General features: G+C 53.8%; 38 protein-coding genes and 1 tRNA gene. 31 read left to right on the top strand and 8 right to left on the bottom strand.

The window, feature by feature from the left end; translation table 11 throughout:
• Window positions 1–56: 56 nt before the first annotated feature.
• Both MVB78_RS08635 and MVB78_RS08630 read right to left on the bottom strand, forming a co-directional pair.
• A complete protein-coding gene (locus MVB78_RS08635; protein ID WP_297490389.1) occupies window positions 57–440 on the bottom strand; it encodes a hypothetical protein in 384 nt (127 codons plus the stop codon).
• 46 nt (window positions 441–486) lie between these two features.
• Window positions 487–1,626: a tRNA (guanine(10)-N(2))-dimethyltransferase gene (locus tag MVB78_RS08630; RefSeq protein ID WP_297490353.1), complete on the bottom strand. Its 1,140-nt coding sequence runs from the start codon at window positions 1,624–1,626 to the stop codon at window positions 487–489.
• A 130-nt stretch (window positions 1,627–1,756) separates the two neighbouring features.
• Here MVB78_RS08630 and MVB78_RS08625 point away from each other — a divergent pair, with 130 nt between their 5' ends.
• From MVB78_RS08625 to MVB78_RS08590, 8 genes are all read left to right on the top strand, one after another.
• On the top strand, window positions 1,757–2,212 hold the full coding sequence (locus MVB78_RS08625; protein WP_297490351.1) for a 30S ribosomal protein S15: 456 nt from the start codon (window positions 1,757–1,759) through the stop codon (window positions 2,210–2,212).
• A 28-nt stretch (window positions 2,213–2,240) separates the two neighbouring features.
• Window positions 2,241–3,656 (top strand): DHH family phosphoesterase, encoded by a 1,416-nt coding sequence (locus tag MVB78_RS08620; protein WP_297490349.1) that lies wholly within the window; start codon window positions 2,241–2,243, stop codon window positions 3,654–3,656.
• Window positions 3,653–3,913 carry a KEOPS complex subunit Pcc1 gene (locus MVB78_RS08615; RefSeq protein ID WP_297490347.1) on the top strand — a complete coding sequence of 87 codons (261 nt, stop codon included), beginning with the start codon at window positions 3,653–3,655 and terminating at the stop codon, window positions 3,911–3,913. Before MVB78_RS08620 ends, MVB78_RS08615 begins: the two co-directional genes overlap by 4 nt.
• Before the next feature lie 15 nt (window positions 3,914–3,928).
• Window positions 3,929–4,531, top strand: a complete 603-nt coding sequence (locus MVB78_RS08610; protein ID WP_297490345.1) for a 30S ribosomal protein S3ae — start codon at window positions 3,929–3,931, stop codon at window positions 4,529–4,531.
• A 125-nt stretch (window positions 4,532–4,656) separates the two neighbouring features.
• Window positions 4,657–5,694 (top strand): lysyl aminopeptidase, encoded by a 1,038-nt coding sequence (locus MVB78_RS08605; RefSeq protein ID WP_297490341.1) that lies wholly within the window; start codon window positions 4,657–4,659, stop codon window positions 5,692–5,694.
• Window positions 5,695–5,744: 50 nt separating this feature from the next.
• Window positions 5,745–6,299, top strand: a complete 555-nt coding sequence (locus MVB78_RS08600; protein ID WP_297490387.1) for an archaemetzincin family Zn-dependent metalloprotease — start codon at window positions 5,745–5,747, stop codon at window positions 6,297–6,299.
• Entirely contained in the window at window positions 6,296–6,844 is a 549-nt protein-coding gene (cyaB, locus tag MVB78_RS08595) for a class IV adenylate cyclase (protein WP_297490339.1), read from the top strand. Before MVB78_RS08600 ends, cyaB begins: the two co-directional genes overlap by 4 nt.
• Window positions 6,831–7,712: a hypothetical protein gene (locus MVB78_RS08590; RefSeq protein ID WP_297490337.1), complete on the top strand. Its 882-nt coding sequence runs from the start codon at window positions 6,831–6,833 to the stop codon at window positions 7,710–7,712. Before cyaB ends, MVB78_RS08590 begins: the two co-directional genes overlap by 14 nt.
• On the opposite strand, the gene MVB78_RS08585 is transcribed toward MVB78_RS08590, so the two are convergent.
• Window positions 7,617–9,092 (bottom strand): TrkH family potassium uptake protein, encoded by a 1,476-nt coding sequence (locus MVB78_RS08585; RefSeq protein ID WP_297490335.1) that lies wholly within the window; start codon window positions 9,090–9,092, stop codon window positions 7,617–7,619. The genes MVB78_RS08590 and MVB78_RS08585 overlap by 96 nt on opposite strands.
• Before the next feature lie 94 nt (window positions 9,093–9,186).
• Between MVB78_RS08585 and map the strand changes: the two genes are divergently transcribed.
• On the top strand, window positions 9,187–10,074 hold the full coding sequence (gene map / locus MVB78_RS08580) for a type II methionyl aminopeptidase (RefSeq protein WP_297490385.1): 888 nt from the start codon (window positions 9,187–9,189) through the stop codon (window positions 10,072–10,074).
• Between the two features lie 5 nt (window positions 10,075–10,079).
• Here the strand turns inward: map and MVB78_RS08575 are convergent, their stop codons facing one another.
• The 4 genes from MVB78_RS08575 to MVB78_RS08560 all read right to left on the bottom strand — a co-directional run bounded on the left by MVB78_RS08575 (window position 10,080) and on the right by MVB78_RS08560 (window position 12,308).
• A complete protein-coding gene (locus MVB78_RS08575) occupies window positions 10,080–10,811 on the bottom strand; it encodes a tRNA(His) guanylyltransferase Thg1 family protein (RefSeq protein ID WP_297490333.1) in 732 nt (243 codons plus the stop codon).
• A gap of 37 nt (window positions 10,812–10,848) precedes the next feature.
• Window positions 10,849–10,934: transfer RNA gene (locus MVB78_RS08570), tRNA-Ser, on the bottom strand.
• A 486-nt stretch (window positions 10,935–11,420) separates the two neighbouring features.
• The gene (locus MVB78_RS08565) at window positions 11,421–11,927 is read right to left on the bottom strand and encodes a DUF6516 family protein (protein ID WP_297490331.1); all 507 of its coding nucleotides are present in this window, start codon (window positions 11,925–11,927) and stop codon (window positions 11,421–11,423) included.
• Between the two features lie 36 nt (window positions 11,928–11,963).
• A complete protein-coding gene (locus MVB78_RS08560; protein ID WP_297490329.1) occupies window positions 11,964–12,308 on the bottom strand; it encodes a hypothetical protein in 345 nt (114 codons plus the stop codon).
• A gap of 235 nt (window positions 12,309–12,543) precedes the next feature.
• On the opposite strand from MVB78_RS08560, the gene MVB78_RS08555 reads away from it, so the two are divergent.
• Together MVB78_RS08555 and MVB78_RS08550 are read left to right on the top strand one after the other, a co-directional pair.
• Window positions 12,544–12,963 (top strand): hypothetical protein, encoded by a 420-nt coding sequence (locus MVB78_RS08555; RefSeq protein ID WP_297490327.1) that lies wholly within the window; start codon window positions 12,544–12,546, stop codon window positions 12,961–12,963.
• The gene (locus tag MVB78_RS08550) at window positions 12,929–13,135 is read left to right on the top strand and encodes a hypothetical protein (protein WP_297490325.1); all 207 of its coding nucleotides are present in this window, start codon (window positions 12,929–12,931) and stop codon (window positions 13,133–13,135) included. The genes MVB78_RS08555 and MVB78_RS08550 overlap by 35 nt, the downstream gene beginning before the upstream one ends.
• A gap of 54 nt (window positions 13,136–13,189) precedes the next feature.
• Here MVB78_RS08550 and MVB78_RS08545 read toward each other — a convergent pair whose 3' ends face one another.
• Window positions 13,190–13,354, bottom strand: coding sequence for an AbrB/MazE/SpoVT family DNA-binding domain-containing protein (locus MVB78_RS08545; RefSeq protein ID WP_297490323.1), 165 nt, complete (start codon window positions 13,352–13,354; stop codon window positions 13,190–13,192).
• Window positions 13,355–13,546: 192 nt separating this feature from the next.
• On the opposite strand from MVB78_RS08545, the gene MVB78_RS08540 reads away from it, so the two are divergent.
• The 20 genes from MVB78_RS08540 to MVB78_RS08445 all read left to right on the top strand — a co-directional run bounded on the left by MVB78_RS08540 (window position 13,547) and on the right by MVB78_RS08445 (window position 23,257).
• A complete protein-coding gene (locus MVB78_RS08540; protein ID WP_297490322.1) occupies window positions 13,547–13,765 on the top strand; it encodes a hypothetical protein in 219 nt (72 codons plus the stop codon).
• Window positions 13,762–13,956 carry a hypothetical protein gene (locus tag MVB78_RS08535; protein WP_297490320.1) on the top strand — a complete coding sequence of 65 codons (195 nt, stop codon included), beginning with the start codon at window positions 13,762–13,764 and terminating at the stop codon, window positions 13,954–13,956. Before MVB78_RS08540 ends, MVB78_RS08535 begins: the two co-directional genes overlap by 4 nt.
• Entirely contained in the window at window positions 13,953–14,360 is a 408-nt protein-coding gene (locus MVB78_RS08530; RefSeq protein ID WP_297490318.1) for a hypothetical protein, read from the top strand. The genes MVB78_RS08535 and MVB78_RS08530 overlap by 4 nt, the downstream gene beginning before the upstream one ends.
• The gene (locus tag MVB78_RS08525) at window positions 14,360–14,575 is read left to right on the top strand and encodes a hypothetical protein (protein ID WP_297490316.1); all 216 of its coding nucleotides are present in this window, start codon (window positions 14,360–14,362) and stop codon (window positions 14,573–14,575) included. Before MVB78_RS08530 ends, MVB78_RS08525 begins: the two co-directional genes overlap by 1 nt.
• A complete protein-coding gene (locus MVB78_RS08520) occupies window positions 14,572–14,733 on the top strand; it encodes a hypothetical protein (RefSeq protein ID WP_297490314.1) in 162 nt (53 codons plus the stop codon). The genes MVB78_RS08525 and MVB78_RS08520 overlap by 4 nt, the downstream gene beginning before the upstream one ends.
• Before the next feature lie 4 nt (window positions 14,734–14,737).
• On the top strand, window positions 14,738–15,157 hold the full coding sequence (locus tag MVB78_RS08515; protein ID WP_297490312.1) for a hypothetical protein: 420 nt from the start codon (window positions 14,738–14,740) through the stop codon (window positions 15,155–15,157).
• Window positions 15,154–15,666 (top strand): hypothetical protein, encoded by a 513-nt coding sequence (locus MVB78_RS08510; RefSeq protein WP_297490310.1) that lies wholly within the window; start codon window positions 15,154–15,156, stop codon window positions 15,664–15,666. The genes MVB78_RS08515 and MVB78_RS08510 overlap by 4 nt, the downstream gene beginning before the upstream one ends.
• Before the next feature lie 4 nt (window positions 15,667–15,670).
• Window positions 15,671–15,817: a hypothetical protein gene (locus MVB78_RS08505; protein WP_297490308.1), complete on the top strand. Its 147-nt coding sequence runs from the start codon at window positions 15,671–15,673 to the stop codon at window positions 15,815–15,817.
• A 99-nt stretch (window positions 15,818–15,916) separates the two neighbouring features.
• Window positions 15,917–16,105, top strand: a complete 189-nt coding sequence (locus MVB78_RS08500) for a hypothetical protein (protein ID WP_297490306.1) — start codon at window positions 15,917–15,919, stop codon at window positions 16,103–16,105.
• 38 nt (window positions 16,106–16,143) lie between these two features.
• A complete protein-coding gene (locus tag MVB78_RS08495) occupies window positions 16,144–18,891 on the top strand; it encodes a minichromosome maintenance protein MCM (RefSeq protein WP_297490304.1) in 2,748 nt (915 codons plus the stop codon).
• Window positions 18,892–18,896: 5 nt separating this feature from the next.
• Complete coding sequence (locus MVB78_RS08490) at window positions 18,897–19,085, top strand: hypothetical protein (RefSeq protein WP_297490302.1); 189 nt, start codon at window positions 18,897–18,899, stop codon at window positions 19,083–19,085.
• 52 nt (window positions 19,086–19,137) lie between these two features.
• Window positions 19,138–19,311, top strand: coding sequence for a hypothetical protein (locus MVB78_RS08485; RefSeq protein ID WP_297490300.1), 174 nt, complete (start codon window positions 19,138–19,140; stop codon window positions 19,309–19,311).
• Window positions 19,308–19,931, top strand: coding sequence for a PIN domain-containing protein (locus MVB78_RS08480; RefSeq protein ID WP_297490296.1), 624 nt, complete (start codon window positions 19,308–19,310; stop codon window positions 19,929–19,931). The genes MVB78_RS08485 and MVB78_RS08480 overlap by 4 nt, the downstream gene beginning before the upstream one ends.
• A gap of 120 nt (window positions 19,932–20,051) precedes the next feature.
• Window positions 20,052–20,759, top strand: a complete 708-nt coding sequence (locus tag MVB78_RS08475) for a hypothetical protein (protein ID WP_297490295.1) — start codon at window positions 20,052–20,054, stop codon at window positions 20,757–20,759.
• Between the two features lie 2 nt (window positions 20,760–20,761).
• The gene (locus MVB78_RS08470; protein ID WP_297490383.1) at window positions 20,762–21,037 is read left to right on the top strand and encodes a hypothetical protein; all 276 of its coding nucleotides are present in this window, start codon (window positions 20,762–20,764) and stop codon (window positions 21,035–21,037) included.
• Window positions 21,030–21,677 carry a hypothetical protein gene (locus tag MVB78_RS08465; protein WP_297490293.1) on the top strand — a complete coding sequence of 216 codons (648 nt, stop codon included), beginning with the start codon at window positions 21,030–21,032 and terminating at the stop codon, window positions 21,675–21,677. The genes MVB78_RS08470 and MVB78_RS08465 overlap by 8 nt, the downstream gene beginning before the upstream one ends.
• Window positions 21,678–21,700: 23 nt before the next feature.
• A complete protein-coding gene (locus MVB78_RS08460) occupies window positions 21,701–22,402 on the top strand; it encodes an ATPase (protein WP_297490291.1) in 702 nt (233 codons plus the stop codon).
• 96 nt (window positions 22,403–22,498) lie between these two features.
• Entirely contained in the window at window positions 22,499–22,693 is a 195-nt protein-coding gene (locus MVB78_RS08455; protein WP_297490289.1) for a hypothetical protein, read from the top strand.
• Between the two features lie 21 nt (window positions 22,694–22,714).
• Window positions 22,715–23,065, top strand: a complete 351-nt coding sequence (locus MVB78_RS08450; RefSeq protein WP_297490287.1) for a hypothetical protein — start codon at window positions 22,715–22,717, stop codon at window positions 23,063–23,065.
• Window positions 23,066–23,257: a PIN domain-containing protein gene (locus tag MVB78_RS08445; RefSeq protein ID WP_297490285.1), complete on the top strand. Its 192-nt coding sequence runs from the start codon at window positions 23,066–23,068 to the stop codon at window positions 23,255–23,257.
• The last annotated feature ends 69 nt before the right edge of the window (window positions 23,258–23,326 follow it).

The following is a 23,326-nucleotide window of genomic DNA, read 5'->3' as shown; positions in this document are numbered from 1 at the left end:
TCGGTGGTATTTATCTTTTTCTCCAAAAACCTCCCCGAGAAGAAAGGAAAAGGGGTTCAGACGAGGCCCCGTACTAAGAGAACGGCGGTACCGTAGACAACGACCTCTATGATACCAGCCAGCAGGAGGGCCACGAAGGCCCTCAACCAACCTGTATCGAAGACGGCCTTAACAACCCAGATGTAGACTATCAGCGCCACGATGACGTTTATGCCGGGCAGGAAGAACAGCACCGCCGCTGTTATAGCGGCCAGTATGCCTCCTCCGACTATCGCTATGAAGCTCTTCCCCACGGTCGCGTTGTGTATGCCGACCATCTTGGCCCCGAGGTACAGGAAGAACGCAGCTATCAGGAAGGCCACGATCCAGACCAGGATGGCGGCGCCAAGGCTGAGGCCCATGAGGGCAATCCCAAAGCTGTGGGCATTTGCCGGGTCCATCACCCGCTATCACCTCTACCTATGAACGCTTTCGTGGTTAATTAAGCTATCGCCCCGAAACTCCCCTTATTACGTCCACTACAGCGCTTGGAGGAGCAGTCGTCTTTATGGAAGTGGGCGAGAAGTGCGTCCTCGTCGTTAGGTAACCGAGCTCTCTAAGCCCCTGGATGACGGCAGACACCTTTGGGACCGCGGTTCCGATGGCCCCCGCTATAACGTGGGTGTCGTAGTGGAAGGGGACGTCGAGCTCCTCAGAGAGCAGCCTCAGAAAAGGCAGGCTCTTCCCGCTCGCGAGATCCGATCCTGCCAGCTCAACCATCTTCTCCACGAAGCCTTCATCCTTTAATGGGCCGAGCCACATTGGGCCGTGGGCGTTGGCCCTCGCCGGCAGGAAAGACTCTTCGTATTCGAATTCCCATTTTCCGGTCGTATATAAGTAGCCAAGCTCTCCAAGGCTCTTGTCCGCTCTTTTAGCGCCGCTCGTGAGTCTTAGGAATGCCCTGAAGTAGTGGTCGCGGTAGTAGGCGAGCAGAACCTCCACCCCGAGGTCGTACTTGGCGGCGTACCTGACCGCTGAGCCCAAGAGGATCCTCAGGCCTGCCTCATGGCAGAGATACCCCCTAACCGGCTCCGCGAGATATCTGCGCCTGCAGGCATTTCTGTAAGCGCCGCAGAGAACTCCTGTATCTGTGGCCGTTATTCCCAGCGCCCCCCTTCTCCTGACGCTCCTGAGCGCTGAATCGAGGAACTCCATCGGGGAACCGAAGGGGTCGAGGTCTATGAAGTCGAAGTACCTGAAGGCCCTGCCCATGATTCCGTTGGCATCTGCTCTTGTAACCACCAGCTTTCTGCCCCCTGCCACGAGCTCCCTCCTGTCCCCAGCTCCCGCGGCCTCTGCCCCGAAGTTGAGTCTTACGTTCCTCAGGATCAGCTTGAAGGCCTCCGGTTTTATGTCGTTGAGCCACACCTCCCGGGCGGGCGTTTCGAGGGCGTACCGTATTCCCCTGACCCCTGTGGCGGACAGGGCATCGAGAACCCTCTCGGGGGAGAGAACCCTTAATGCGAGAACGCTCAGATCCCGGTTGAGGGCCATCACGGGGTTGTAGAAAACGGGGGCGTCGTATATCCTCGCCGCCCGGGGAACGAGGAGGCGGGCCTTCCCCTCGGTTATCTCAACGAGCTCCATCTAATCACCTGAGGGAGTAGGGGGTCGGGTTTAAAGGCTTTCCAGTGGGGCAAACCTTTTTAAACTTCCCGGCAATCCCAACGCGAAGGGACGGCCGGCGAGAGCTGACCGTCACCCGGAGGTGTTTAGTATGGCAAGGATTCACGCGAGAAAGAGGGGTAAGTCGGGCTCCAAAAAGCCACCGAGGACGGCCCCACCCACATGGGTCGACGCCACGGCTGAGGAAGTGGAGGGGCTCGTTGTAAAGCTCAGAAAGGAAGGCTACAGCGCGGCCATGATAGGGACGATTCTGCGCGATCAGTACGGGATTCCGAGCGTCAAGCTGATAACCGGGAAGAAGATAACCAGGATCCTTGAGGAGAACGGGCTGGCATCCGAGATACCCGAGGATCTCATGTCCCTCATCAGGAGGGCCGTCAACCTCAGAAAGCACCTTGAGATGCACCCAAAGGACAAGCACTCCCGGAGGGGACTGCAGCTCATAGAGAGCAAGATAAGAAGGCTCGTCAAGTACTACAGGAGAACGGGCAAACTCCCCGCGAAGTGGCGCTACGATCCGGAGCAGGCGAAGCTGCTCGTGCGCTGATTCCTTTCCTTCTTCTCAGGGTGGTATCATGGACAGGGATGCCTTCTTGGAGAGGGCTCGGGAAGCGGCCGAGCTGATCAAGATGCACATCGAGTTAGGCCACACCATAAGGCTCATCTCCCACCGCGATGCCGACGGTATAACAGCAGGCGCGATTCTGGCCAAGGCCGTAGCGAGGGAGGGCGGGAGCTTCCAGCTCAGCATAGTCAAGCAGGTCAGCGAAGACCTCATCGAGGAGCTCGCCAAGGAGCGAAGGGAGATCTACGTTTTCAGCGACCTCGGAAGCGGCTCTGTTAAGCTGATAGGGGAGAAGCTCGACTTCAGCACGGTGGTCGTCGCCGACCACCATCCCCCGGAGGGCGATTTCTCAGACGACTCTCACATCCTCGTCAACCCCGTTCCCTTCGGGGCCAACAGCGTTAGGGATCTCAGCGGTTCGGGGGTTGCCTACTTCATCGCGAGGGAGATGAGTCGTGACAACAGGGACACGGCCTACATAGCAACCGTCGGGGCAGTGGGGGACATGCAGGAGATAGACGGAACCTTCCACGGCCTCAACCTTGAGGTTATTGAGGACGGCAAGAAACTTGGAATCCTAAATGTCAGGAAGGAGCTCAGGCTCTTTGGAAGGGAGAGCAGGCCCCTCTACCAGATGCTCGCGTACTCCACGAACCCCGAGCTCCCTGGGATCACCGGTGACGAGAGGAAGGCCATAGAGTGGCTGAGGAGCAAAGGCTTTGAGCCGGAGATGCGCTACTGGCAGCTGAGGGAAGAGGAGAAGAAAAAGCTTCACGATGCGCTCGTTCTCCATATGATAAAGTACGCCGCCCCGAAGGAGGCAATAGACAGACTCATCGGGGACGTTGTCATAAGTCCCCTTTACCCCGAGGGGGATCCAAGGCACGAGGCGAGGGAGTTCTCGACGCTCCTCAACGCCACGGGGCGTCTGAACGCCGGCACGGTTGGTGTGGCCATATGCCTCGGCGATGATGAGGCCTACAGGCAGGCCCAGAAGATGCTCGAAGAGTACAAGAGGGAGCAGATAGAGGCGAGGAGGTTCATCATCCAGAACTGGAACATGGCGGATGAGGGGGAGCACGCTTACGTCTTCTACGCCGGCGGGAACATACGCGACACCCTCGTCGGCATAGCGGCCAACATGGCCATAAACGCAGGGCTTGCAAAGCCCGAGAAGCCCGTTGTCGTCATAGCCGACAGCGAGGAGGACGGGAGGCTGGTGAAGGGCTCTGCGAGGACAACTGAGAAGGCCGTTAAAATGGGCTATCACCTCGGAAATGCCCTCAGGGAGGTTGCGGAGAAACTCGGCGGCGAGGGAGGGGGGCACGCCATAGCGGCCGGCATAAGGTTCCCCAAGGACAGGATAGACGATTTCATAAGGCTCTTCAACGAGGCCCTCAAAAAGCAGGTGGAGGGAAGGGAGTGAGGGTTGAGGTGGTTGGGAGGATAGTGTGGCGCTACGGGGACGAGGAGAGGGCCAGGGCCGTTGCCGAGGCCGTGGAAGTGGACAACTTGGCGATGCCGCCGGGCCTAAAGAAAAGTTTAAATTTGGAAACTGCATGGGTTGATGGGAAGGTTATAACAAAGGTTAAATACTCGGGTGAGATTGAAACACTCATCAGGGCTCTCGATGACCTTGTGTTTTCGGTCAAGATCGCAGAGGGTGTTACCGGAAAGGTGTGAACTGGAGGTGTTGAGATGGCGAAGGCTAACCCAAGGAGAAGGGCTGCCGCTACAAAGGATAAGTGGAAGATGAAGGAATGGTTCGCAGTTTACGCTCCGGACTTCTTCGGGAGCAAGGAGATAGGGCTGACCCCCGCAGACGAGCCCGAAAAGGTCTACGGAAGGGTTATAGAGACCACCCTGAAGGACCTCACCGGGGACTTCACAAAAGGGCACGTGAAGCTCTACTTCCAGGTGTACGACGTCAAGGGCCAGAACGCGTACACCAAGTTCAAGGGGCACAACCTTGCGAGGAGCTACATCCGCTCCCTCGTTAGAAGGAGGAGCACGCGCGTTGACGGCATCTTCAACGTCACCACCAAGGACGGCTACAGGCTCCGCGTTATGGGAATGGTGATCGCCTACAGAAGGATACAGAGCAGTCAGGAGAAGGCCATAAGGCGGATCATACAGGACATCATCTACAAGAAGGCCGGTGAGTTGAACTTCGCCGATTTCGTCCTGCAGTCCGTCAGCGGTCAGATAGCCAGCGAGATAGCCAAGGAAGCGAGAAAAATCTACCCGATCAAGAGGGCCGAGGTAAGGAAGATCAAGGTTCTCGCCGAGCCGGAGGCCTGATGGCCTTCAAGCTCTTTTTCTGAACTCCCGCCCTTTCCCCAATGCTTTTGCCGATCCTTTCTCCCACAACCCTTAAATACCCATGCCGCAACATTCAGATGGAAATTTAAATGGAGGCGGAGGCCATGGTGAACCTTGAACTGCTTAAGAAGGTCGTTGAGGCACCCGGGGTTTCGGGCTATGAGTTCCTCGGGATAAGGGATGTGGTCATCGGAGAACTGAAGCCGGTGGTGGACGAGGTAAAAATCGACAGGCTCGGCAACGTCATAGCCCACAAGGAGGGGGGCGGGCCGAAGGTGATGATAGCCGCTCACATGGACAAGATCGGCGTCATGGTTAACCACATTGATGAGGATGGCTACCTCCACGTCGTCCCGGTTGGGGGAGTAGATCCGAGGAGCCTCGTCGCCCAGAGGATAAGGTTCTTCACCGAGAAGGGCGAGCGCTTCGGTGTCGTCGGCCACATACCGCCCCACATTCAGAAGCCCGAGGACAGGAAGAAGGCAGCGGACTGGGACACCATAGTCGTTGATGTCGGTGCCGAGGGTAAGGAAGAGGCTGAGGAGCTCGGCTTCCGCGTCGGCACCGTCGGTGAATTCGCTCCAGCTTTCGTCCGGCTCAACGAGAACCGCATAGCTACCCCTTACCTCGACGACCGCGTCTGCCTCTACGCAATGATAGAGGCCGCGAAGGCCCTTGAGGGCCACGAGGCCGACATCTATTTCGTCGGCAGCGTCCAGGAGGAGGTTGGACTCAGGGGGGCGAGGGTTGCGAGCTACTCGATTGAACCAGAGATCGGCATAGCGATGGACGTCACCTTCGCCAAGCAGGTCGGCGATAAGGGCAAGATCGTCCCGAAGCTCGGCGGCGGACCGGTCATGGACGTTGGACCGAACATCAACCCCAAGCTAAGGGCCTTCGCCGATGAAGTCGCTAAGAAGTACGAGATACCCCTCCAGGTCGAGGCTTCACCGAGGCCGACCGGAACCGATGCAAACATAATGCAGATAAACCGCGATGGTGTCGCAACCGCTGTGCTCAGCATCCCGATACGCTACATGCACAGCCAGGTCGAAACGGCCGATTTGAGGGACATCGACCTCACCGTAAAGCTCGCCAAGCACTTCCTTGAGGAGCTTAAGCCGATGGACCTGATTCCGTGATTTCTCTCGAAAACTTTATTGGCCCCCTCCCCTAATTTTAGCCGATGCCGATGATAGCCGTCGTCCCCATAGGCGGGGTGAAGGGGGAGCTCGTCAAGGCCGTCGCGGACTTCGTCAAAGGATATTACTCAAGGTTCGGGATGGGGGTGAAGATCCTCCCCGAGATCCCCTTGGAGCCTTTCTCCAGTGCTTTCAACCTTCTCCGGGGCCAGTACCTCGGGAGGGCCTTCCTGCCAACTCTCTTTAGGCTCGGGGAAAGGACTGGGGCAAGGGCCGTTCTCGGCATCACGGAGGCGGACCTCTACGAGGAGGGCCTGAACTTCATCTTTGGCCTCGCAAACCCCTCTCTTAAGGCCGCTGTTGTCTCAGTCCATCGCCTGAGGCCTGAGTTTTACGGCGGACGGCCGGATGACGGGCTTTTAAAGGAGAGGGCCGTGAAGGAGGCCATGCACGAGCTCGGGCATCTCTTCGGCCTCGGACACTGTCCCAATCCGAGGTGCGTCATGCATTTCTCGAACTCCATCCTCGACACGGACTTTAAGGGGCCGCTCTACTGCCGGGCCTGCGAGGGAAAGCTCTCCAAAGCACTGGGGGTGTTGAAATGATAGAGGTCGAACTTAAGGGTTACGCCGACGACGAAATCTTCAACCGGGTCAGGCGGAGGTACGAATTCCTGAGGCGGGAGCTGCACGAGGACGTCTACTACAGGCATCCCTGCAGGGACTTCTCCAAAACCGACGAGGCCCTGAGGATAAGGGTGAAGCGCTTCGACGGGCACTTTGAAGCCTTCATGACTTATAAGGGGCCCAAGCTCGATGAGGAATCGAAAACGCGGGAGGAGATTGAGGTTGAGCTCACCGAACCGGATGTGCATGCTCGGATACTCAAAAAGCTCGGCTTTACCGAAGTCCTCAGGGTCGTGAAGAGGAGGGAGAAGTACTTCGTTGAAAAAGGAGTCGTTGTAACCTTGGACGATATCGAGGGGCTTGGAAAGTTCATCGAGATAGAGAGCCTTGTTGAGGACGAGAGTGAGGTACCGGAACTCGTGGAAAAGCTGCGCTCGGTTCTTCTGTCCCTCGGCGTCAGGAGGTTTGAGAGACGCTCTTACCTTGAGCTGCTCCTCAGGGAGGCAGGAAATGGGAAGGCTTGATGAGCTCTTCGGCACCAGCAGAGCCCCGGGAGAAGGTGGATCCGACCTCGAGAGACTGGAGGGCATCGAGGAGGCCGCTTCCAGCGGGGAGTTCCCAGTCGCGATAGACCTCCTCGATCATCTCGAAAAGGAGGAGAACGTTTTTCTCGGGGTTCAGATGGTATTGAGATCCCTGATGGATTACTTCGAGGAGCTGACTCCGGAGGAGGTCTCCAGCTACCTCAGGGAGCTCATCCCCATCATAAACGGGATATCCACATGGAGGTACAGGGCCCTCCTCCTGGGGAAGGTGGCCGTTCTGTACTACAGGATTGAAGACGACTTCAACGGGGACATCGCGCTTAAGTCATCGATAAACCTAGCCTATGCTGCCGGGGAGGACGTTCTAATCGAGATCCTTGAGGAGCTTATAAAGTTCGGCATCCTTGAGAAGGCCGCCCACGCTTTCTCCCTCGTCAAGGACAGGAAGAAGGTTGACTACCTGCTCGGAAAAGTGGCTGAATACTTCTACCTAAGGGGCGACGAGGAGAAGGCCTTGAAGGCCCTGGACTACATAGAGGATCCCTTCCACAGGGCGGTCACCTTTTACAGGCTGGCCCTTATAGAGGCCGAAAGGGACAGAGAAAGGGCCCTGGGCTTCATTGAGTTAGCCATCGAGAACGCGAAGCGGATAGAGAACAGGTACGCCAAGATCGAGCTCCTCATGAAGCTCAGCGACGTTAGGGCGAAGCTCACGGGCGAGGGCATCAGCCTGGGTCAGATACTCAAGGAGTCACTCGGCGAGCTTCCGAAAGATCACAGCAACGCTAACGAGGAAGACCAGGACCGAGAATATCTCCAGCCGTCCAACCCACATCAGGAAAATTAGGAGGAGCTTAACGTCAACGGGCAGGGCAGGGGAGGTTATGCCAACGCTCAGCCCAACGTTGCCCTGAGCCGAGGCCGCCTCGAAGAAGGCGTCCACAAATGGCGCGCCCACCCGGAGCATTATGTAGAGCGTCCCGGCGAGGAGGAACGCCAGGTATGTGATGGTGAAGCCGCTCACCTCCTGGAGGTCCTCCGTGGTAAAGATGTAGTTCCCCACCTTCCTCCTTATGATGGCCCCCTTTGGAAGGAGGGACTGCTGAACAGTCCACTTGAGGCTCTGGTACATGAGGGTAAATCGGATGAGCTTGATTCCTCCCGCAGTGCTCCCGGCTCCTCCACCCACCACCATGAGAAGTCCTAAGATTAGTTTGGAGAGCTCAGGGTACTTTGAGAGGTTGGTTATGTCAAAGCCCGTGCAGGTTATCGCCGAGACCGAGTGGAAGACCGCCTGCCTGAAGGAGTCGGCCACGCTGTCCCCGACCTGGATCAGGCCGTAGGCCACGAGGGCTATGGCGGGAATGAGGAAGAGGAACATGTACCTGACCTGGACGTCATCGAAGAAGGGTTTGATCCTCCTGTCCCTGAAGACCCGGTAGTGAACCGTGAAGTTCACGGCGCCCATTATCATGAGGAACACCGTTACAGCCTCGATGCTCATGCTGTGGAAGTAGCCTATGCTGGCATCGTGGGTGCTCATACCGCCGGTTCCGAGGCCGGTCATCGAATGGGTGAGGGCATCGAAGGGTCCCATTCCGTTCACGTAGTAGAGGTACGCCCCGAGCAGGGTCAGGGCGAAGTATATCTCGAAGATCACGCGGGCGGTGTTCGCGAGGTTCGGCAGGATCCTTTCGCTCCTCGCCTCCGCTTTGTAGAGCCTCGCCGCGGCAACCCCAGGGCGGATGAGGACGGTGAGGGCGACGAGAACTATGCCTATGCCGCCGAGCCACTGCATCCAGGCGCGCCAGAAGAGGAGTATCTTGGGATAGGTTTCGAGGTGGCTCATCATCGTCAGGCCCGTACCGGTCCAGGCGCTCATGCTCTCGAAGTACGAGTCAACGAGGCTCATGTGGGCTATCTCCATGAAGGGAACGACGCTGAAGAAGGAGGCCGAGAGCCAGATGAAAGCTGCTGATATCATGGCCTGCCTCAGGTTTACGTCCTCTATTCTCGACTGGTGCCTTGAGAGCCAGTAACCGAGGAGCACACTGAAAAAGCCTGGCCCGATGAAGTAAGGGACGTACGAGACCTCGTTAGGGTACACCCAGACGAGGAGAACCGGTATCAGGTAGGCCAATCCAAAGCCGACTAACAGAGAACCTATCAGGTTTCGTACGACGAACAGATCCTCTGCGAGGTTTATGTACTTCCTGAGCTCAAACATCGGCTCCCCGGCATATAGTGGAGTGAGCCGATAAAAGCCTTTCGAACCGAAAGGGTTTAATGTTTGGGGGCCCTAAAATGCGCCGGTGCTTGAAATGGAAGGAATCGAGGCACTCATCAAAGCGGGGGAGATAACGAGGAAGGTCAAGGAAGAAGTGGCCCGGATGATAAAGCCCGGAGCAAAGCTGTACGATATAGCGGAGTTCGTTGAAAGAAGGATCGTGGAGTTGGGCGGGAAGCCAGCCTTTCCCTGTAACCTATCCGTAAACGAGCAGGCGGCCCACTACACTCCCTACAGGGGCGATGAGACCGTGCTGAAGGAGGGGGACTACCTGAAGGTAGACCTCGGCGCCCACGTCGACGGCTACATAGCCGACACAGCCGTGACCTTCAGGGTCGGAATGGGTGAGGATGAGCTGATGGGGGCCGCTAAGGAGGCCCTTGAAAACGCAATAGCAACGATCAGGGCCGGTGTAACGGTCAGGGAGGTGGCAAGGGCCATAGAGGAGACGATAAGGGGGAAGGGCTTCAACCCGATAGTCAACCTCAGCGGCCACAAGATCGAGCGCTACAAGCTCCACGCCGGGGTCAGCATACCCAACGTCTACCGCCAGGCCGACACCTACGAGCTCAAGGAGGGCGACGTCTTTGCGATAGAGCCCTTCGCAACGACCGGGGCGGGGCACGTTGTGGAAGTCCCTCCTACTTTGATCTTCATGTACGTCAGGGACAGGCCGGTCAGAAACGTCCACGCGAGGAGGCTCCTCATCCACATAAAGAAGAACTACAAGACGCTGCCCTTCGCCTACCGCTGGCTTCAGGGTTTCCTGGCGGAAGGGCAGCTCAAGCTCGCCCTCAACCAGCTCGAAAAGGTCGGGGCGGTGTACGGCTATCCCGTCCTGCGGGAAGTCCGCGGCGGCATGGTGGCTCAGTTCGAGCACACCCTGATAGTGGAGAAGGATGGGGCGTATGTGACCACGTGAGCGAATCAGGGGAGGAATCCGAGGCTCTCCCGTACCTTCCCCTCAACTCTTTCAAAAGGATACGTGCTGACCTCCACAATCCGGAGTTTACCGGAGGAGTAGTCGGCGTAGAGGGCCCAGCCGTAACGGGTTCTCAGCGGAAGGGCCTCCCACTCGCCACCCCTGGCCCTTGCAATCTCTACAAGCTCTCCAGAGGTCTTGCCGGCCATTTCCTTTGGTGAGAGATAGAGCCTCGCAAAACTGTTCTTCGAGTTCCTCACTGCGTCCTTCCAGCGCCAGAGGAAGTAATCCCTTACGTCGCCGACAGTTTCGAACTGAATCACCCTGGAGTCAAAGTTCGCGGGCTCACTCTTCTCTGGGATGTATTGGGGGAGGAACCTGTTGAAGGTCGCCGTGAAGATTGAGGCGCTCAACGAGAGCACCTTGTATACCTTGCCACCAAATATCGGTTGGCTGTTCGGGTGTAGGGGGAAGAATAGTAATGAAACCTCATCACTCTGCCCGTAGGCAAACCTCAAATTGTCAAGTTCCCGGAAAAGGGCCTTTGTCGTTTCAATGAAGATGTTTACGAGCCTCATGTCGAAGGGTTTTTCAAGGCCCCCAGTCCAGCGGGAGAAAGACCTGCCGTCAAGGCGAATTACAAAGGGTTTTCTTGGGTCCAATCTTCCACAGTGGTACCTCCTCTCAATCGAGCGCATTCTCCTAACCAGTGGGTTGCCTTCCACCCTTCGCCCCATGAGAACCGCCCGAAAAGCTGTGAAAGGGCTCGGCAGTTGGCGCCGGGGCAGGGATTTGAACCCTGGTGGGCAGAGCCCACGGGATCTCGAGTCCCGCGCCTTCCCAGGCTAGGCTACCCCGGCGCTTCCCAACAACCAACACTCCCTCACGGAGGAGCGTTACAGCCGTCACGACCTCCTCGACCGTCAAATCCTCAGACAAAGCCACCTCAAGGAGCTTCGCCACGATTTGGCTCACGTTATCCCAGCGCTCCTTGGCCTTCCTGTACACCTCCGCAGGTAGCGTAATGTGCAGACGCGGTGAAAGGCGCCTAGGCCTCCTCCGCTTCCGCGCTCCGGCCAGCTCCTGCTCCCCCGCATGGGAGTGTCCGGACACACCACTCGATTTTACCATGACGAAAACACCCACGAGACTTTATAAATTTTTACCTAAAAAGCCTTGCGAATTGAACAGCCGGCACTCGACACCCGCCGTAACGCTCTATTATGTGCACTAAAAAAGCCTTCTCGTGCCTTCTTTTTGTCCAGGTCCCGCAGCAGCTCGGCAGCAGGTCCCTCGACCAAGAACGACAGATGACGAAATCTAACAAGTCTCCGTAAGGAAAATGATTATTTGCCTAGATGATTCTTAACAAACTCCAAAAACCCAGCAATAGACTGCTCCTGAGAAGCACTGGCAGGAACTTTATTACCTCCAAAATGCTTGTGAAACGGCCACGTAGAACTCTCAGGATGATACGGCTTATTATCCCACCTGACAAGAATAGAGGCACCTTGATCCTCAGAAAACGCTCGGTTAAACTTAACAGACCGAAACTCCTTTTTCAAATCCTTCACATTTCTCAGCACTCTACGCGTCTTCTCATGAGGAGAAATCCAAGAAAAACCCACATCACAAAACACCATAATCCCAGAACTCACTTCCTCCACCTGAAATCCAACCCTTAAGGCAAACACAGTCCCATCCCTGAGAACACCTCTAACATCCAATCCAGGATTGATACTAAGAATCAGGTAGTCCTGAACAACCCCACTCCTCTTGAACATTTCAACATCCGCAATAATATCCCTAATCTTCCCGGAAATCCAAGAAGAAACTGCCTCATCAGACTTCAACGGTCGAGAATGAACCTCAAACACTGAATCCATCGCTCATCCCTTGAGAGCATGATACATCCTCAAATCCCAAACGTGCTCCTCAAGCCACAAATCCTCGCTCTCCTTGGCAAGTCTCTCCAGCTCATCAGGGTCATCAGTCCCATACAACTTACGAACATCCTCAGCTAGAGCCTCATAGAACTCAAGAGCATCCTCAGGGGGGAGAGTCTTCTCACTAATCAACTTATCCACCTCCTCCGGAGACGGCCGAGGACCAGAGATAACTATTTCAACCTGAGTAGTCCTCTGGATAGTAACCACACCCATTCCGGGGACAGTTGGGTGAACAACCGAAGGCATTGCACGAGCTTTCTTCTTCCTCCCCATTGCTCTCCCCATGAAAATCCTGAGATAAACACCATAAAAGACTATCCCCAAAACAGCTGACACTCCGCTAACAAGACGACCAAATAGTCCCCATAAAACATGCAAAAATGACAATCCTCAATTAAGAGGATTGACACAAAAACCTAACGGGAAAAAAGAAACCCCCACGCGAGGAGTCAGGCCTCACTCCACAGGAACAGACCCCAATCCTTTTCTAAGAAGACATCAATAATTATATGGTGATGGCATGCCAGAAGGAAACATCATCCAGTTCACAACAACCCAGTTCATCCTCCTCCTACTGACCATAATCGGAGCCTCCGCGGGAGCCTCATGGAAAATCGGCAAATACCTCAGCGAAAAAGAAATCAGAAGAATAGACAGCAACCTCGCTCAAATAGATAAGCGAATAGACAATACCCTCACCCAGATGGATAAGAGATTAGACAGTAATCTTTCTCAGATAAACAAGAGAATAGACGACAACTTAGCCAGAATAGACACCACATTCAGAGAAATTAAAACCGAACTCTCCAACCTACGCGGAGACATAGCAGGACTCAAAGGCGACATCAAATACCTCCAGGGAAAATTTGATATGTACCTCACCATAAAAACCGGAGGTGAAAACTATGAGCCTAACCCCAGAAGAGAGGAAAAGGTATAAAGAACTCCTCAAAAAGTTCGAAAAATACGGGATGACAGGCCTAACCCCCCAAGAAGTAGAAGAGCTCCGCTATTACATCAAAAACGACGACCAAACCGACGAAGACTTAAAACTCCTCGTCCTCTTCCTCCTCGGAGCACTCGCCGGCTACCTCCTCGCCAAAGGAAAATAAAGAACCCCACGCGAGGAGTCAAGCCTTACGCGAGGACTTTGCCTTTTTGGCAATTCAGGTTTCAATGACCTTCACGATCTTTAGCTTAACAATGCTTCCTCTCCCTATCCCCAGTTCCTCTCTCAGCTCCTTGGGAATTGTTATATGGCCGTCCCTTCCAACCATCACAATGAACTCCGTATCTCCTGTTATTTTAGCGGTTTTTCTCCCCCGTCCCATCTACATCACCAAATAATAATCCGAAATTAGAATTTATAGGCTTTTGCATTTCTGACAATTTCCATTTCTACCATATTATCATAAAATCAAGAAATTGTTATTATCATAATCACAAATCCAATTTTCTGACAACAACGTTTTTATGATTTTATGATAAAATCATTTTTGCAGAATTTGATGAGGTGGCAGACCATGCGTGTTGTGTCTGTGTTTGAGCTTCGGGAGCTTTCGTTGGAGGAGGCTCTGAGGAGGCTTGAGGATGTCGAGTGGGTGCTTGAGGAGGACGGGAGTTTCTACCCGGCAGAGTTCTACCGGGACATACTGCCAGCGACCGGGTTCACCCGCTTTCACCCGAATTCTGCTCTACACCCTAAGAGGCCTCGCACCAACAAAAGGAGGGTGAGACCATGAGGAAGCGAGGCAGGCCACCAGTAATGAAAGCCTGGCGCGTGAGGATCAACCACCACGGCGAGAGGAGGGACATCATAATCAAGGCCAAAACGCGGGAAGAGGCCGAGAGAATGGCGCGCTTCATCGTCAAGCAGAGCTTTCCTTTTTCGGACTTCTCAGTCCGCAGGTTTTACGGGAGGGTTGGAGAATGAGCGAGGAGATAAACGTAATATGGGTTCTCGCGAGCGGCCTCGGCTTCAAAAGGCATGAGGCTGATTCTTACTGGGTAATAAGGAAATATAAAAGGAAAACTGGGTACTCGGCCAAAGAGCTTACAGTGTTCTTCAGCAACTTCAAGAAGAGCGGGAAGACAGAGAAGTTCGAGAGTTTTGAGGAGCTCGTTAAGTTCCTCAGCGATGAGCATCCAAACCGGAAGAATTACGGGTTCTCGGTCTCGCCAGAGAGCCTCTTAGAGGCTCTTGAAAAAGCTCCGGAGGAAAAGCGCGAGTTCTGGAGTTATGAGATTGCCTATCTCAAGGAGCTTGTGGGGAAGGAGGAGAAAGGGGAGAAGCGCGAGCTGCTTGAGGAGTTGCGGCAGGCTACTCTTGAGGGGTGATGATGATGGCGCTGCTGGTGGATTATTATGACTTAGAGGACTTGGTTGGGTTCAGGGACGCATTGAAGCGGGTTGAAGCATTGCGCACCATACTCGGTGTTGAAGTTGTGAATATTGCAGTTGAGGGAGGAAAGATTAAGCTGGTGCTCAATGTGCCGGCTGATTCCATTAGGCTTGCAAGGGAAACCTTCCCGACCGCGGTGGTGATAGCATGAGCTGGTGGGAGCCTGAGCCTCTCGAAGATTTTGAGGAACGGTTAGCAAACAGGATTATCATTCAGCTCTTGGAGGAAGGATATCCCCTAGAGGAAGCAGAGGCCGTAGCTTGGAAGCGTGTAGAAAAGGTTCACTTGGAACTCATTAAGGAGGAATGATAACATGATCCACGTTTACGGCGATTGTCCGGGGTTTGACATTGACTCCTCCGCCATAGAAGCGATCTCATTCTACTACAACTCCAAGACTCACAGGTATGAGGTTCACCTGAACTATGGGAGCGAGAAGAAAACCTTTGAGGTCAGCAAGGCGAAGGGAGAGACCATCGTTGAGTTCCTGAGGTGGCTCGGCCAAGAGTCGAAGGAACTTTCGCCGAGGTCCTCAACGAAAGAACTTTCGAGCGAGATCGGGAGCGAAGATTCTTTCGACTGGGAGGACTTCGGGGAAATTGACGAGTACTTTGTCGATCCCCAAGAGCTTAGGGAATTCCTTGGGGATCTGCCAGAAGACGAAGATTCTTTCGCCGAGGACCTGAGCGAAGAAATCTTCGACTCTCAAGGAGAAGAGGAGGGAGATGCATGACCGACGGCGACAGGCGAAACCTCATCACAACCAGCAGGGAACTGAGAAGACTCAGGCGCAGAACCGTCTCGGCCATCATCAACCAGCTCCACGGCTTCGACGCTCACGAAGAATTCTCCGACCTGCTCGAAGAAGCAAAGAAAGAATACGGCCTCACCAGGCTCGGCCTCTTTGACATCGATTTGATTCTGTGGGACTTCAAGACCGGCCTACCCGCGGCCATCCTCGAGGTCAAGAGCAGGTACCAGCTCCAGGAGAGCGACGGTTATGCAATGTTCGACGAGCCTCAATTTACTTTCCTCGAAGACTTCTCCAGCTACATCGGCGCTCCAGCATACTACATCGTGAAGACCAGGACGAAATGGCTCGTCTGGAAGGTCGAGAGAGGCCTCGCCATAAGGCGCGAGCTGGCCGACGGGAGGAAGATAGTTCTCCTTCCACTGGAGAAGGCGAAACGCTACTCCCCGAGGGGAATGGTGAGGTTCATCCGCGAGCTGGTGGGGAGGTGAGAGAATGGCGGACGACCTCAAAAAGTTTGGCCTCGGCCTTTTGCTGGGGATTCTGATTGAAAAAGAGGCTCCCGGAGCAGTTGAGGCTATCGAAAAGGCTCTTCTAAAGCCAATAAAGGTGATGGACGAATGCCTGAGGAAATGGAGGTGATGGCATGAACCCAATACTCTTCATGATAGGCTTCCTCTTCGGCATCTTCCTCGGTTTGCCTATTGGACTGCTCCTCAGAGAGACATGGAGGGAGGAGAATTGACGGAGTGGCTTGTTATCAGGTACAGGTTCAACGAGAACACTCTCCTCTGGGAATACGACGACACGATGGTGTTCGGGAGCGACGAGCTGTTGTTGAAGTACCTGCGCGAGCAGTCCCACACCGCGAGCAATTACCGCCACGAAATAACCCGCCTGATGAGAGCTGTGCAAGGTGAGAACCCGTGACCCTTTCTTTTCTTCCCCGCGAGACGGAGGTGGTTGAGATGAGCGAGATAAACGTCCAGTTCGCTTTAGGAATAATCCACATGCTGAAGGAGAAGGGGAAGACCGAGGTGGAAGTGAAGACCCTGCCAAACTCACTCATCAATGTTGCTAAGGCACTCGGGTATGACGAAGACGACACAGTCCCCATCGCCGAACTGGAGGAGTATATACACAAGGTTGGTGGGACAAATGTCCCCACCAACAAAGACTTGGATATGGATACTAAAAATATCCAAGTATCCAAGAGTATCCAAAACCCTTTGGATACTTTCTCCTCTGAAATATCCAAGTATCCAACAGGTGGAACTTCCAAAAACTCGGACGAAAATGCTGGAAAAGAAAACATTTCATTGCTTCTTAAGGCAATCAGAGAAATTATAGACACGATAGACAGGCCGTATAAGGTTGTTCCATTCTACGTCCTCCTGACTCATGATGAGTTATCAGCACAGGAACTGAAAGAGCTGACACTCCAGTGGTCTGAGAAACTGCTCGGCCAACAACTTTCTCACAATTCTCTCAAGATGGCAATGGTTGCGGTGAATAACTCTTCCATGGTCTATAAGAGGAAGGATGCCATTACTGGGGTCAGATACTATCGCCTGATGGAGAAGACGAAGGAACTGATTTGGGACAAATACTTGGTGCTGGCTAAAGAGCAAGAGGTTCTCCAGAAGGAGGAAGAACTCAAGAAGGCCGATGAGGAGGAGTTAATCAAGGCGTTCGTGGATTTCTTCAGCAGTTACGTGGATGATGAGGGCAGGTATGTTTTCATTGACCAGCTTAGGGACCTGCTGACGCTCGACGAAAGCAGGGGTTTGAGGGTGGATTGGAATGTCCTCAATGCAATTAACCCGACTCTTGCTGAGAGGCTTCTTAGTGAGCCTGAGGCTGTGATTTCTGCGGCGGAGGATGCTGTGAAGATTGTCCTTAGGGAGCAGTTGTTTGAGGAGAACTCTCCAGAGATTCATGTTCGTTTTGTGAATTTGCCTGGGACGTTGAGTCCGCGGAGGCTTAGGAGTGAGCATATTGGTCGGCTCGTCCAGGTGAGGGGTGTTGTTTCGGCCATTGCTGAGGGTGAGAAGAGCAATGGTGTGAAGGGGTTCATTGAGAAGGCCGTCTTCGTCTGCAAGGACTGCGGCAACGAGATGACAAGGCTTCAGAGGCCGTATGAGAACTTCATCGTCCCGCAGAAGTGCGATGCTTGTGGTTCCAGGAACATTGAGCTTGACATTGAGAAGAGTACTATCGTGGACATGAGGGAGATTTTTGTCCAGGACCCCTCGGATGCTCTCCACGCTGCCGGAACGGCTTCTTATGTGAGGGTGATTCTTCTTGATGACAACGCCAGGATGGATGTGAACCCTGGTGATGAGGTCCTCATCACGGGGATTGTCCGGGGGGTTATGAGGAAGAAGAACGGGAAGCCTGCTCTCGGGTGGGTGCTTGAGGCCAATTCCCTCACGAAGCTGACGAAGGACGTTGAGGACCTTGAGATAACTCCTGAGGATGTGAGGAAGTTCAGGGAAATGGTTCAGGACAAGGAGTTTGATTCGAAGCTCATTCGCTCCCTTGCACCAGCTATCACTGGCAGGGAAGTGGAGAAGAAGGCGGTTTTGCTGGCGCTTTTCAGCGGGGAGGATTATGACATTGCCGGGACGCACGTGAGGAAGCGTTCTCACGTGCTTCTCTTCGGTGATGCGGGGACTGGTAAGTCCGAGATTATCCGGCATGCGGCTCAGATTGCACCTGGTGGGGTCCATTCAACGGGAACGCACAGTTCCGGAGTAGGTCTTACGGCGGCGATTGATACGATGGATGGGGTCAGGGTCCTCAGGGCTGGTGTTCTTGTTCTCGCGGACCGTGGCGTTGCGGCTTTGGATGAGCTGGACAAGATGAGGGAGGAGGATTATGACAAGATGCTGGATGCTCTTGAGCAGGGGTGGTTCCCGTACAATAAGGCGGGTTTTAACACGAGGCTTATGGCGAGGGCTGTGGTTGTTGCGGCGGCTAATCCGCCGGGGGGTGAGTTTGACCGGCACAATTACAGGCCGTTTGATGAGCTTAAGCGCCTGTTCGACCAGCCGTTTTACAGCCGCTTTGACCTAATCATTCCGGTTTTCAAGGACGAGGATGAGGCCACGCTTGAGAGGATTGCGGATGCGGTTTTGGATAAGCATGTCGGCGAGATTGAGCCTCCGTATGATTCTGAGACGCTCACTAAGTTCATTGCTTATGCGAGGCGTGAGATTCCTCGCGTGTCATTGCCTCCTGCCTTGAGAGAGACTATGAAGGAGTATATGGTCGCTCTCGCAAAGACAATGGGTTCTGCCGCTCCGAGGGCGATGGAGGCGATTATCAGGCTGACTGAGGCTCATGCGAGGATGCACCTCCGTGAGAAGGCTACTCTCGCTGATTTTCTCGCGGCGAAGGAACTGTTTGATGAGATGATTACGCGCCTTGCTGGCTCATCTGATGAGGAGGAGAAGGAAGAGGTGATGAAGGGACTTGCGGGGGTCATCTGGACTGAGGAGAAGAAGAGGATGGTGGACAAGCTCTGGAGCATTTTGAAGTACTACGAGGGTCTTGATGAGCGTGGGGAGGGTGTTCACATCAATGACATAATCGAGGAGGCTAGGCAGTACGGAATCGAGCGGAGTGAGGTTTTGCTTCTTTTGGAGGATATGGAGCGGGTGAATATGGTTGAGCAGTCCAAGTCTGGCTTTTACCGTCTCAGGAGGAGGTGAGTGTGATGGAGCCTTTGGAGAAGCGGTTGGAGAAAGCCAAGCGTGAGCTGGAGGAGGTTAGGCAGGAAGCTGAGAGGGAGGGGTTTAAGAGGTCTGTGGAGTTGTTGGATGAGGCCATCGAGAAGGTGGAGTCCGCGATTGCATGGGTTATTGGGGAGGATGTGCTTAGCCAGGTGAAGAGAAGACGCTCGTGAGGTGGTTGTGATTGAGGAAAGTTTTATTTTCTCCTGCTCATAACATTTTGTGGTGAGGGGAATGGAGAAGAAAGTGGTCAGGACGGAGAGGGTTAAGACGATTGACAACAGGACGCTGGTTGTGGAGTACTACTCCGACGGGTCCTGGAAGGTCGTGCGTATTGAGCCGTCAAGCTCCAAGAGGAAGGTGAACGTCTGGAGGAAGGTGCTTCGGGTGGTTCCATGAGGATTCTGGTTGATACCAACGTCCTCGGACAGTGGATTATTCTCAAGTCCTCCATCGGGGACGATCAGGAGTTTGAGAGGAAGATACTGGAAGCGTATGGAAAGAGAGCTCAGTCGTATGAGTTCATGGAGTACATCCTTAGGGAGGAGGTTCTGGAGCGTGTTGAGGTCTTTTACACGGATATAATTCTGGTCGAGTTGATGAACGTTCTGGTGGAGGATTTTGTCTACAATTCCATGTGGCTTGAGGGAGTATCCCCTATATATTTCCAGAGGTATTATCAGCGGTATCTCCCGAACTGGGAGGAGCTTGAGGGGTTGATACTCGACGCTTTGAACGCCGTTAGCGTAATCGAGCAGAAGTTTACCAAGCTCCCGTGCGAGGTTGAGGCTCCCGAGGATTATTACAACCTGATGTACCTCCTCGGCAGGGGTGGCCTGAAGACCCAGGATGCGTACATAGTTTCCCTGGCGATGAAGAACGGGGTTGAGTTTCTGGTCACTATGGATTCCGACCTTTTGAACCTGAGCAGGAAAAGGGACGTTTACGAGTTAATTCGGAATTCTGGCCTTGAGATTGTGAAGCCAAAGACCATGTTTAACATCCTCAGGAAGCTTTGAGGTGGCTGTGAGTTCACCCGGTTTCCCCCGTTTTCACCCGTTTTCTGCTTTAGTGCTTAAATGGTGAAGGGTGAAAATTGGTGATTGAGGAAGTTCTCTTGCGAGACCGGTTGAAGGGTGGTGAGATTGGTGGAGGATGCGAGCGGGAGGAAGCTTTACGTCTGCCTTCGTTGTGGGAACAAGTTCTGGAGCAAGGCCAAGAAGCCTCAGTGTTCCGTGTGCAAGTCCAAGAGAGTTGTTCCCTATGAGGAGTTTCTGAAGCTTCCCGAGGAGGAGCAGGAGAAGATTTTGGGGAAGAGAAGGCAGGAGAGTGGAGAAAAGGTAGAGGCTGCGGGGTTGAAGGAGGGTGAAACTGGGGGAAAATCGGTGAAATCGGGTGAAGTTTCCCCCGGTGAAGGGGTGAAAAACGGTGAATCACCGGGTGAAAACGGGGGAAATTTGGTGAAATCTGGTGATTCACCCAAAATCACCGAGAATCACCCGGTGAAAAAGGGTGATTCACCCAAAATCACCCGGGTGAAATCGGGTGAAAAGTTGGGTGAGAAGGTGAAGGGTGAAAAGGTGAAGCCGGCGCCGAAGCAGGAACCTAAGCAGAAGAAGCCGTTAAAGCTTAAGCTTCCTAAACTGGGGTGGAAGGCTTACGCGGTCCTGGCCGGCTTGGCGTTTGCCTACTACCTCTATCACATTGGCTGGTTCGATGAAATGTTCAGGCAGTTGAAGCGTCTCGGTGTGGTTAAGGACATGCCGGAGCCTGAGGGGAAGGAGAAAAAGCCGATCGTTAGGAGTCCTGTTCTCGGGAAGATTGAGAAGAACCTCGGGAGGGGTTGAGGGTGTTTGATAAGGCGAGGCTTGCTATGGCAATGGCTAACCCGGTTATGGCCGTGAAGGTGAAGAGGCTCAGCGAGTGGGTTGATTCCCTGCTGGAGGCCTTGAACGAGACGGACGTTGAGCCTCCTGAGAGTGGGGACTTTCAGGATGCCGTCATGACTCTCCTCGGCAAGGCGAGGGTGAAGCATGTTGCCGAGAAGAATTCGCTGGTCCTCGAGCTTGGGAAGGAGAGGAAGCTGAGGCTGGTGGCGAGCTTCAAGGTGATTGGTGATGAGTGAGGAAGTCAGTCAAGAGGTCGTCCTGGACGAGAAGGACATCACTTCCCTGGTCGAGGATGTGGATAATGACCTTGAGGAGGTTGAGGAGTTACTCAACGAGGAGGCCGAGGTTGAGGAGGTTGCCGAGCGTCCTGGTCTGATGAGTGAAGAAGAGTTCAACGCGAGGCTGGATGAGTTTGCGGAGAAGGACCACCAGCTTACGGTTTTAGCTAACTATTACGTGAAAACTCTTGAGAGGAAGGTGAAGGAGGCCGGGGTGGATGTGGACTTTTCCATCTGGTGGGAGATTGGCCGGCCGAGCCTTAACTCCGGCCTCTGGTACATGGAGAAGGTTGAGGGTCAGGTCCTTCAGGTGAGCGGGAAGTTTGGCCTCCTGGTCGGCGCTGGGTCCCTGTTGTTCCTGACGTGGATGTATAAGAACGCGGTGAAGGGGAAGAAGGTTAAGGCTAGCGGGAAAGGCCAGGGGTCGAAGGAACTTTCGCCGGGGACCTCGGCGAAGGAACTTTCGAGCGAGACTAAGAAAGAGGAGAGGCCTGTGAAGACTGAGATGGAGGCTTTGCGTGAGAAGGCCAAACCCAAGGAGCCTGAGAGGCCTGAGAGTGAGCTTCTGGCTAAGATTCGGAAGAACCTTGGCTCTTAATCTCTTTTTCTGGAGGTGATACCTTGGCGATTCTGGACGTTGATATTCCGTCTTGGTTGATTGACCTCATTTACGGGAACACTGGGAGCGGGAAGAGTTACTTCGCTGGCTGGCTGGTTGAGCAGGCGTGGGAGAGGGGGAGGCGGTTCATCGTTCTTGATACTAAGGTGAAGAACCACATCGGCCTCGTGCAGTTGAAGGGTGTTAGGTTGCTCAAGGTTATCGTGGGGAAGCGGTACAACTGGCGTAAGCTCCTCGACTTCGACCAGGTGCTGGTGGTCCCGACGAGGGGGACTATCAACAGGATTGGTGTGGATGGTCTGGTCGACCAGTACTACAAGCCTCTGCTGGACGAGATCTTCAGGCGGGACAGGGACAGGATTGTCGTGGTGGAGGAGGCTCACCGCTATAATCCTTCTTCAAGGAGGCCGGGGAAGGAGCTGGAGCAGTTGTTTAGAGAGGGAAGGGATGGAAAGTTATACACGGTGGCCATAACGCAGTCCATTGCTGATTTCCCGAAGTTGCTCTTCCGCCAGGCGCAGCGGCATTTTATTTTCCAGCACTACGTGCCGAATGACATCATTTACTTGAACCGTATGGTTCCCGGCTTTTCGGAGTTGAACAATAGGTTGAGAGAGCATGATTTGATCGAGTTCATTCCGCCGAATAAGACGAGAATCATTAAGAGGGAGCTGGTGATTAGGAGGACGAGGCATTTTGGGTGATGGTCTTGGCGAGGGTTTACATTTTTCTTTTGAAAGCCTCGCCCTTTAGGGCGGGGAGGAGGTCAGCTTTTTGATGATCGGAATTCCATCTTCCATGTGGTCCTTGGGTTTTTGAGTGCTTTTTTGCTGGGTTGGAGCCTGCTGGTTCTCGTGGTTTTCACGGCCTATGAGGTTAGGGAGCCTGAGGATCCTGTGGCGACGCTTGGTGATGTGGTGGAGTTTTTGATCGGTTATCTCTATGGTCTCGTGGTGGTTGTGTGGCTGGCGTTAGGGTTTTATAATTTGCCGTAGAGAGTGGGATGAGGGAAAGTTATGGCGTCCGATGTGGAGAGGGTGATAAAGCTTTTCCAGAGGAGGGAGACGCAGGAGGCGTTGGGTGAGTGGATTGTTCAGCTCGCGAGAAAGATTCACGAGAGGCCGGAGGATATAGTGTGGTTCTTCAATGAGATGAAGAGAAGGGAGGAATGGGAAGAAAAGCTGAAGGAATTTGAGAGAATGACTGAGGACGTTCCTCCCGAGGGGTTATTTGAGATTGCAGTTAAAGAGGCTGAGAGCTCTGGCGAGCTTAAGGGGAGTGTGGAGGACCTTCTACTCAAAGCTAGAGAGGATTTGAGAAAGTTCGAGAGGATTGAGGCGAAGCTAAAACGCCTTGGAGTGATTTGAATGGCCAAGGCTAAAATTAGGGTGGTTCTTGATACGTCGATTCTTGTTAGTGCCTTGAAGTCGAAAAATCCAAGACGTTCTCCTTCGTGGAGGATTCTAAAGGCTCTTGTTTCTGGGGAAATTGAGAACTACATCAGCAGGGAGATTTACTTTTTTCTTTTGAAAGCCTCGTCCTTTAGGGCGGGGATGTAGTAAACCACCAGACAACCATTAAACAGTCGAAACCCTTTTAAGTTTTTGCAACTTAATAAGGCCTCGAAG

Origin of the sequence: Thermococcus sp., from assembly GCF_026991495.1 — an archaeon.
Classification (GTDB): domain Archaea; phylum Methanobacteriota_B; class Thermococci; order Thermococcales; family Thermococcaceae; genus Thermococcus.
Note: the sequence above shows the minus strand (reverse complement) of the source record. Positions and strands in the feature narration are given on the sequence as shown.

Bases quoted from the DNA above. Each gene is read 5' to 3' on its own strand.
- MVB78_RS08465 (WP_297490293.1), top strand. From the start codon at position 21,030: ATGAGTGAGGAAGTCAGTCAAGAGGTCGTCCTGGACGAGAAGGACATC.
- MVB78_RS08585 (WP_297490335.1), bottom strand. From the start codon at position 9,092: ATGTTTGAGCTCAGGAAGTACATAAACCTCGCAGAGGATCTGTTCGTC.
- MVB78_RS08555 (WP_297490327.1), top strand. From the start codon at position 12,544: ATGCCAGAAGGAAACATCATCCAGTTCACAACAACCCAGTTCATCCTC.
- MVB78_RS08530 (WP_297490318.1), top strand. From the start codon at position 13,953: ATGAGCGAGGAGATAAACGTAATATGGGTTCTCGCGAGCGGCCTCGGC.
- MVB78_RS08535 (WP_297490320.1), top strand. From the start codon at position 13,762: ATGAGGAAGCGAGGCAGGCCACCAGTAATGAAAGCCTGGCGCGTGAGG.
- MVB78_RS08545 (WP_297490323.1), bottom strand. From the start codon at position 13,354: ATGGGACGGGGGAGAAAAACCGCTAAAATAACAGGAGATACGGAGTTC.
- MVB78_RS08635 (WP_297490389.1), bottom strand. From the start codon at position 440: ATGGACCCGGCAAATGCCCACAGCTTTGGGATTGCCCTCATGGGCCTC.
- MVB78_RS08515 (WP_297490312.1), top strand. From the start codon at position 14,738: ATGATCCACGTTTACGGCGATTGTCCGGGGTTTGACATTGACTCCTCC.
- MVB78_RS08625 (WP_297490351.1), top strand. From the start codon at position 1,757: ATGGCAAGGATTCACGCGAGAAAGAGGGGTAAGTCGGGCTCCAAAAAG.
- MVB78_RS08590 (WP_297490337.1), top strand. From the start codon at position 6,831: ATGGGAAGGCTTGATGAGCTCTTCGGCACCAGCAGAGCCCCGGGAGAA.
- MVB78_RS08630 (WP_297490353.1), bottom strand. From the start codon at position 1,626: ATGGAGCTCGTTGAGATAACCGAGGGGAAGGCCCGCCTCCTCGTTCCC.
- MVB78_RS08480 (WP_297490296.1), top strand. From the start codon at position 19,308: ATGAGGATTCTGGTTGATACCAACGTCCTCGGACAGTGGATTATTCTC.
- cyaB (WP_297490339.1), top strand. From the start codon at position 6,296: ATGATAGAGGTCGAACTTAAGGGTTACGCCGACGACGAAATCTTCAAC.
- MVB78_RS08495 (WP_297490304.1), top strand. From the start codon at position 16,144: ATGAGCGAGATAAACGTCCAGTTCGCTTTAGGAATAATCCACATGCTG.
- MVB78_RS08620 (WP_297490349.1), top strand. From the start codon at position 2,241: ATGGACAGGGATGCCTTCTTGGAGAGGGCTCGGGAAGCGGCCGAGCTG.
- MVB78_RS08575 (WP_297490333.1), bottom strand. From the start codon at position 10,811: ATGGGGCGAAGGGTGGAAGGCAACCCACTGGTTAGGAGAATGCGCTCG.
- MVB78_RS08550 (WP_297490325.1), top strand. From the start codon at position 12,929: ATGAGCCTAACCCCAGAAGAGAGGAAAAGGTATAAAGAACTCCTCAAA.
- MVB78_RS08610 (WP_297490345.1), top strand. From the start codon at position 3,929: ATGGCGAAGGCTAACCCAAGGAGAAGGGCTGCCGCTACAAAGGATAAG.
- MVB78_RS08450 (WP_297490287.1), top strand. From the start codon at position 22,715: ATGGCGTCCGATGTGGAGAGGGTGATAAAGCTTTTCCAGAGGAGGGAG.
- MVB78_RS08490 (WP_297490302.1), top strand. From the start codon at position 18,897: ATGGAGCCTTTGGAGAAGCGGTTGGAGAAAGCCAAGCGTGAGCTGGAG.
- MVB78_RS08540 (WP_297490322.1), top strand. From the start codon at position 13,547: ATGCGTGTTGTGTCTGTGTTTGAGCTTCGGGAGCTTTCGTTGGAGGAG.
- MVB78_RS08510 (WP_297490310.1), top strand. From the start codon at position 15,154: ATGACCGACGGCGACAGGCGAAACCTCATCACAACCAGCAGGGAACTG.
- MVB78_RS08525 (WP_297490316.1), top strand. From the start codon at position 14,360: ATGATGATGGCGCTGCTGGTGGATTATTATGACTTAGAGGACTTGGTT.
- MVB78_RS08505 (WP_297490308.1), top strand. From the start codon at position 15,671: ATGGCGGACGACCTCAAAAAGTTTGGCCTCGGCCTTTTGCTGGGGATT.
- MVB78_RS08520 (WP_297490314.1), top strand. From the start codon at position 14,572: ATGAGCTGGTGGGAGCCTGAGCCTCTCGAAGATTTTGAGGAACGGTTA.
- MVB78_RS08600 (WP_297490387.1), top strand. From the start codon at position 5,745: ATGATAGCCGTCGTCCCCATAGGCGGGGTGAAGGGGGAGCTCGTCAAG.
- map (WP_297490385.1), top strand. From the start codon at position 9,187: ATGGAAGGAATCGAGGCACTCATCAAAGCGGGGGAGATAACGAGGAAG.
- MVB78_RS08560 (WP_297490329.1), bottom strand. From the start codon at position 12,308: ATGGGGAGAGCAATGGGGAGGAAGAAGAAAGCTCGTGCAATGCCTTCG.
- MVB78_RS08605 (WP_297490341.1), top strand. From the start codon at position 4,657: ATGGTGAACCTTGAACTGCTTAAGAAGGTCGTTGAGGCACCCGGGGTT.
- MVB78_RS08445 (WP_297490285.1), top strand. From the start codon at position 23,066: ATGGCCAAGGCTAAAATTAGGGTGGTTCTTGATACGTCGATTCTTGTT.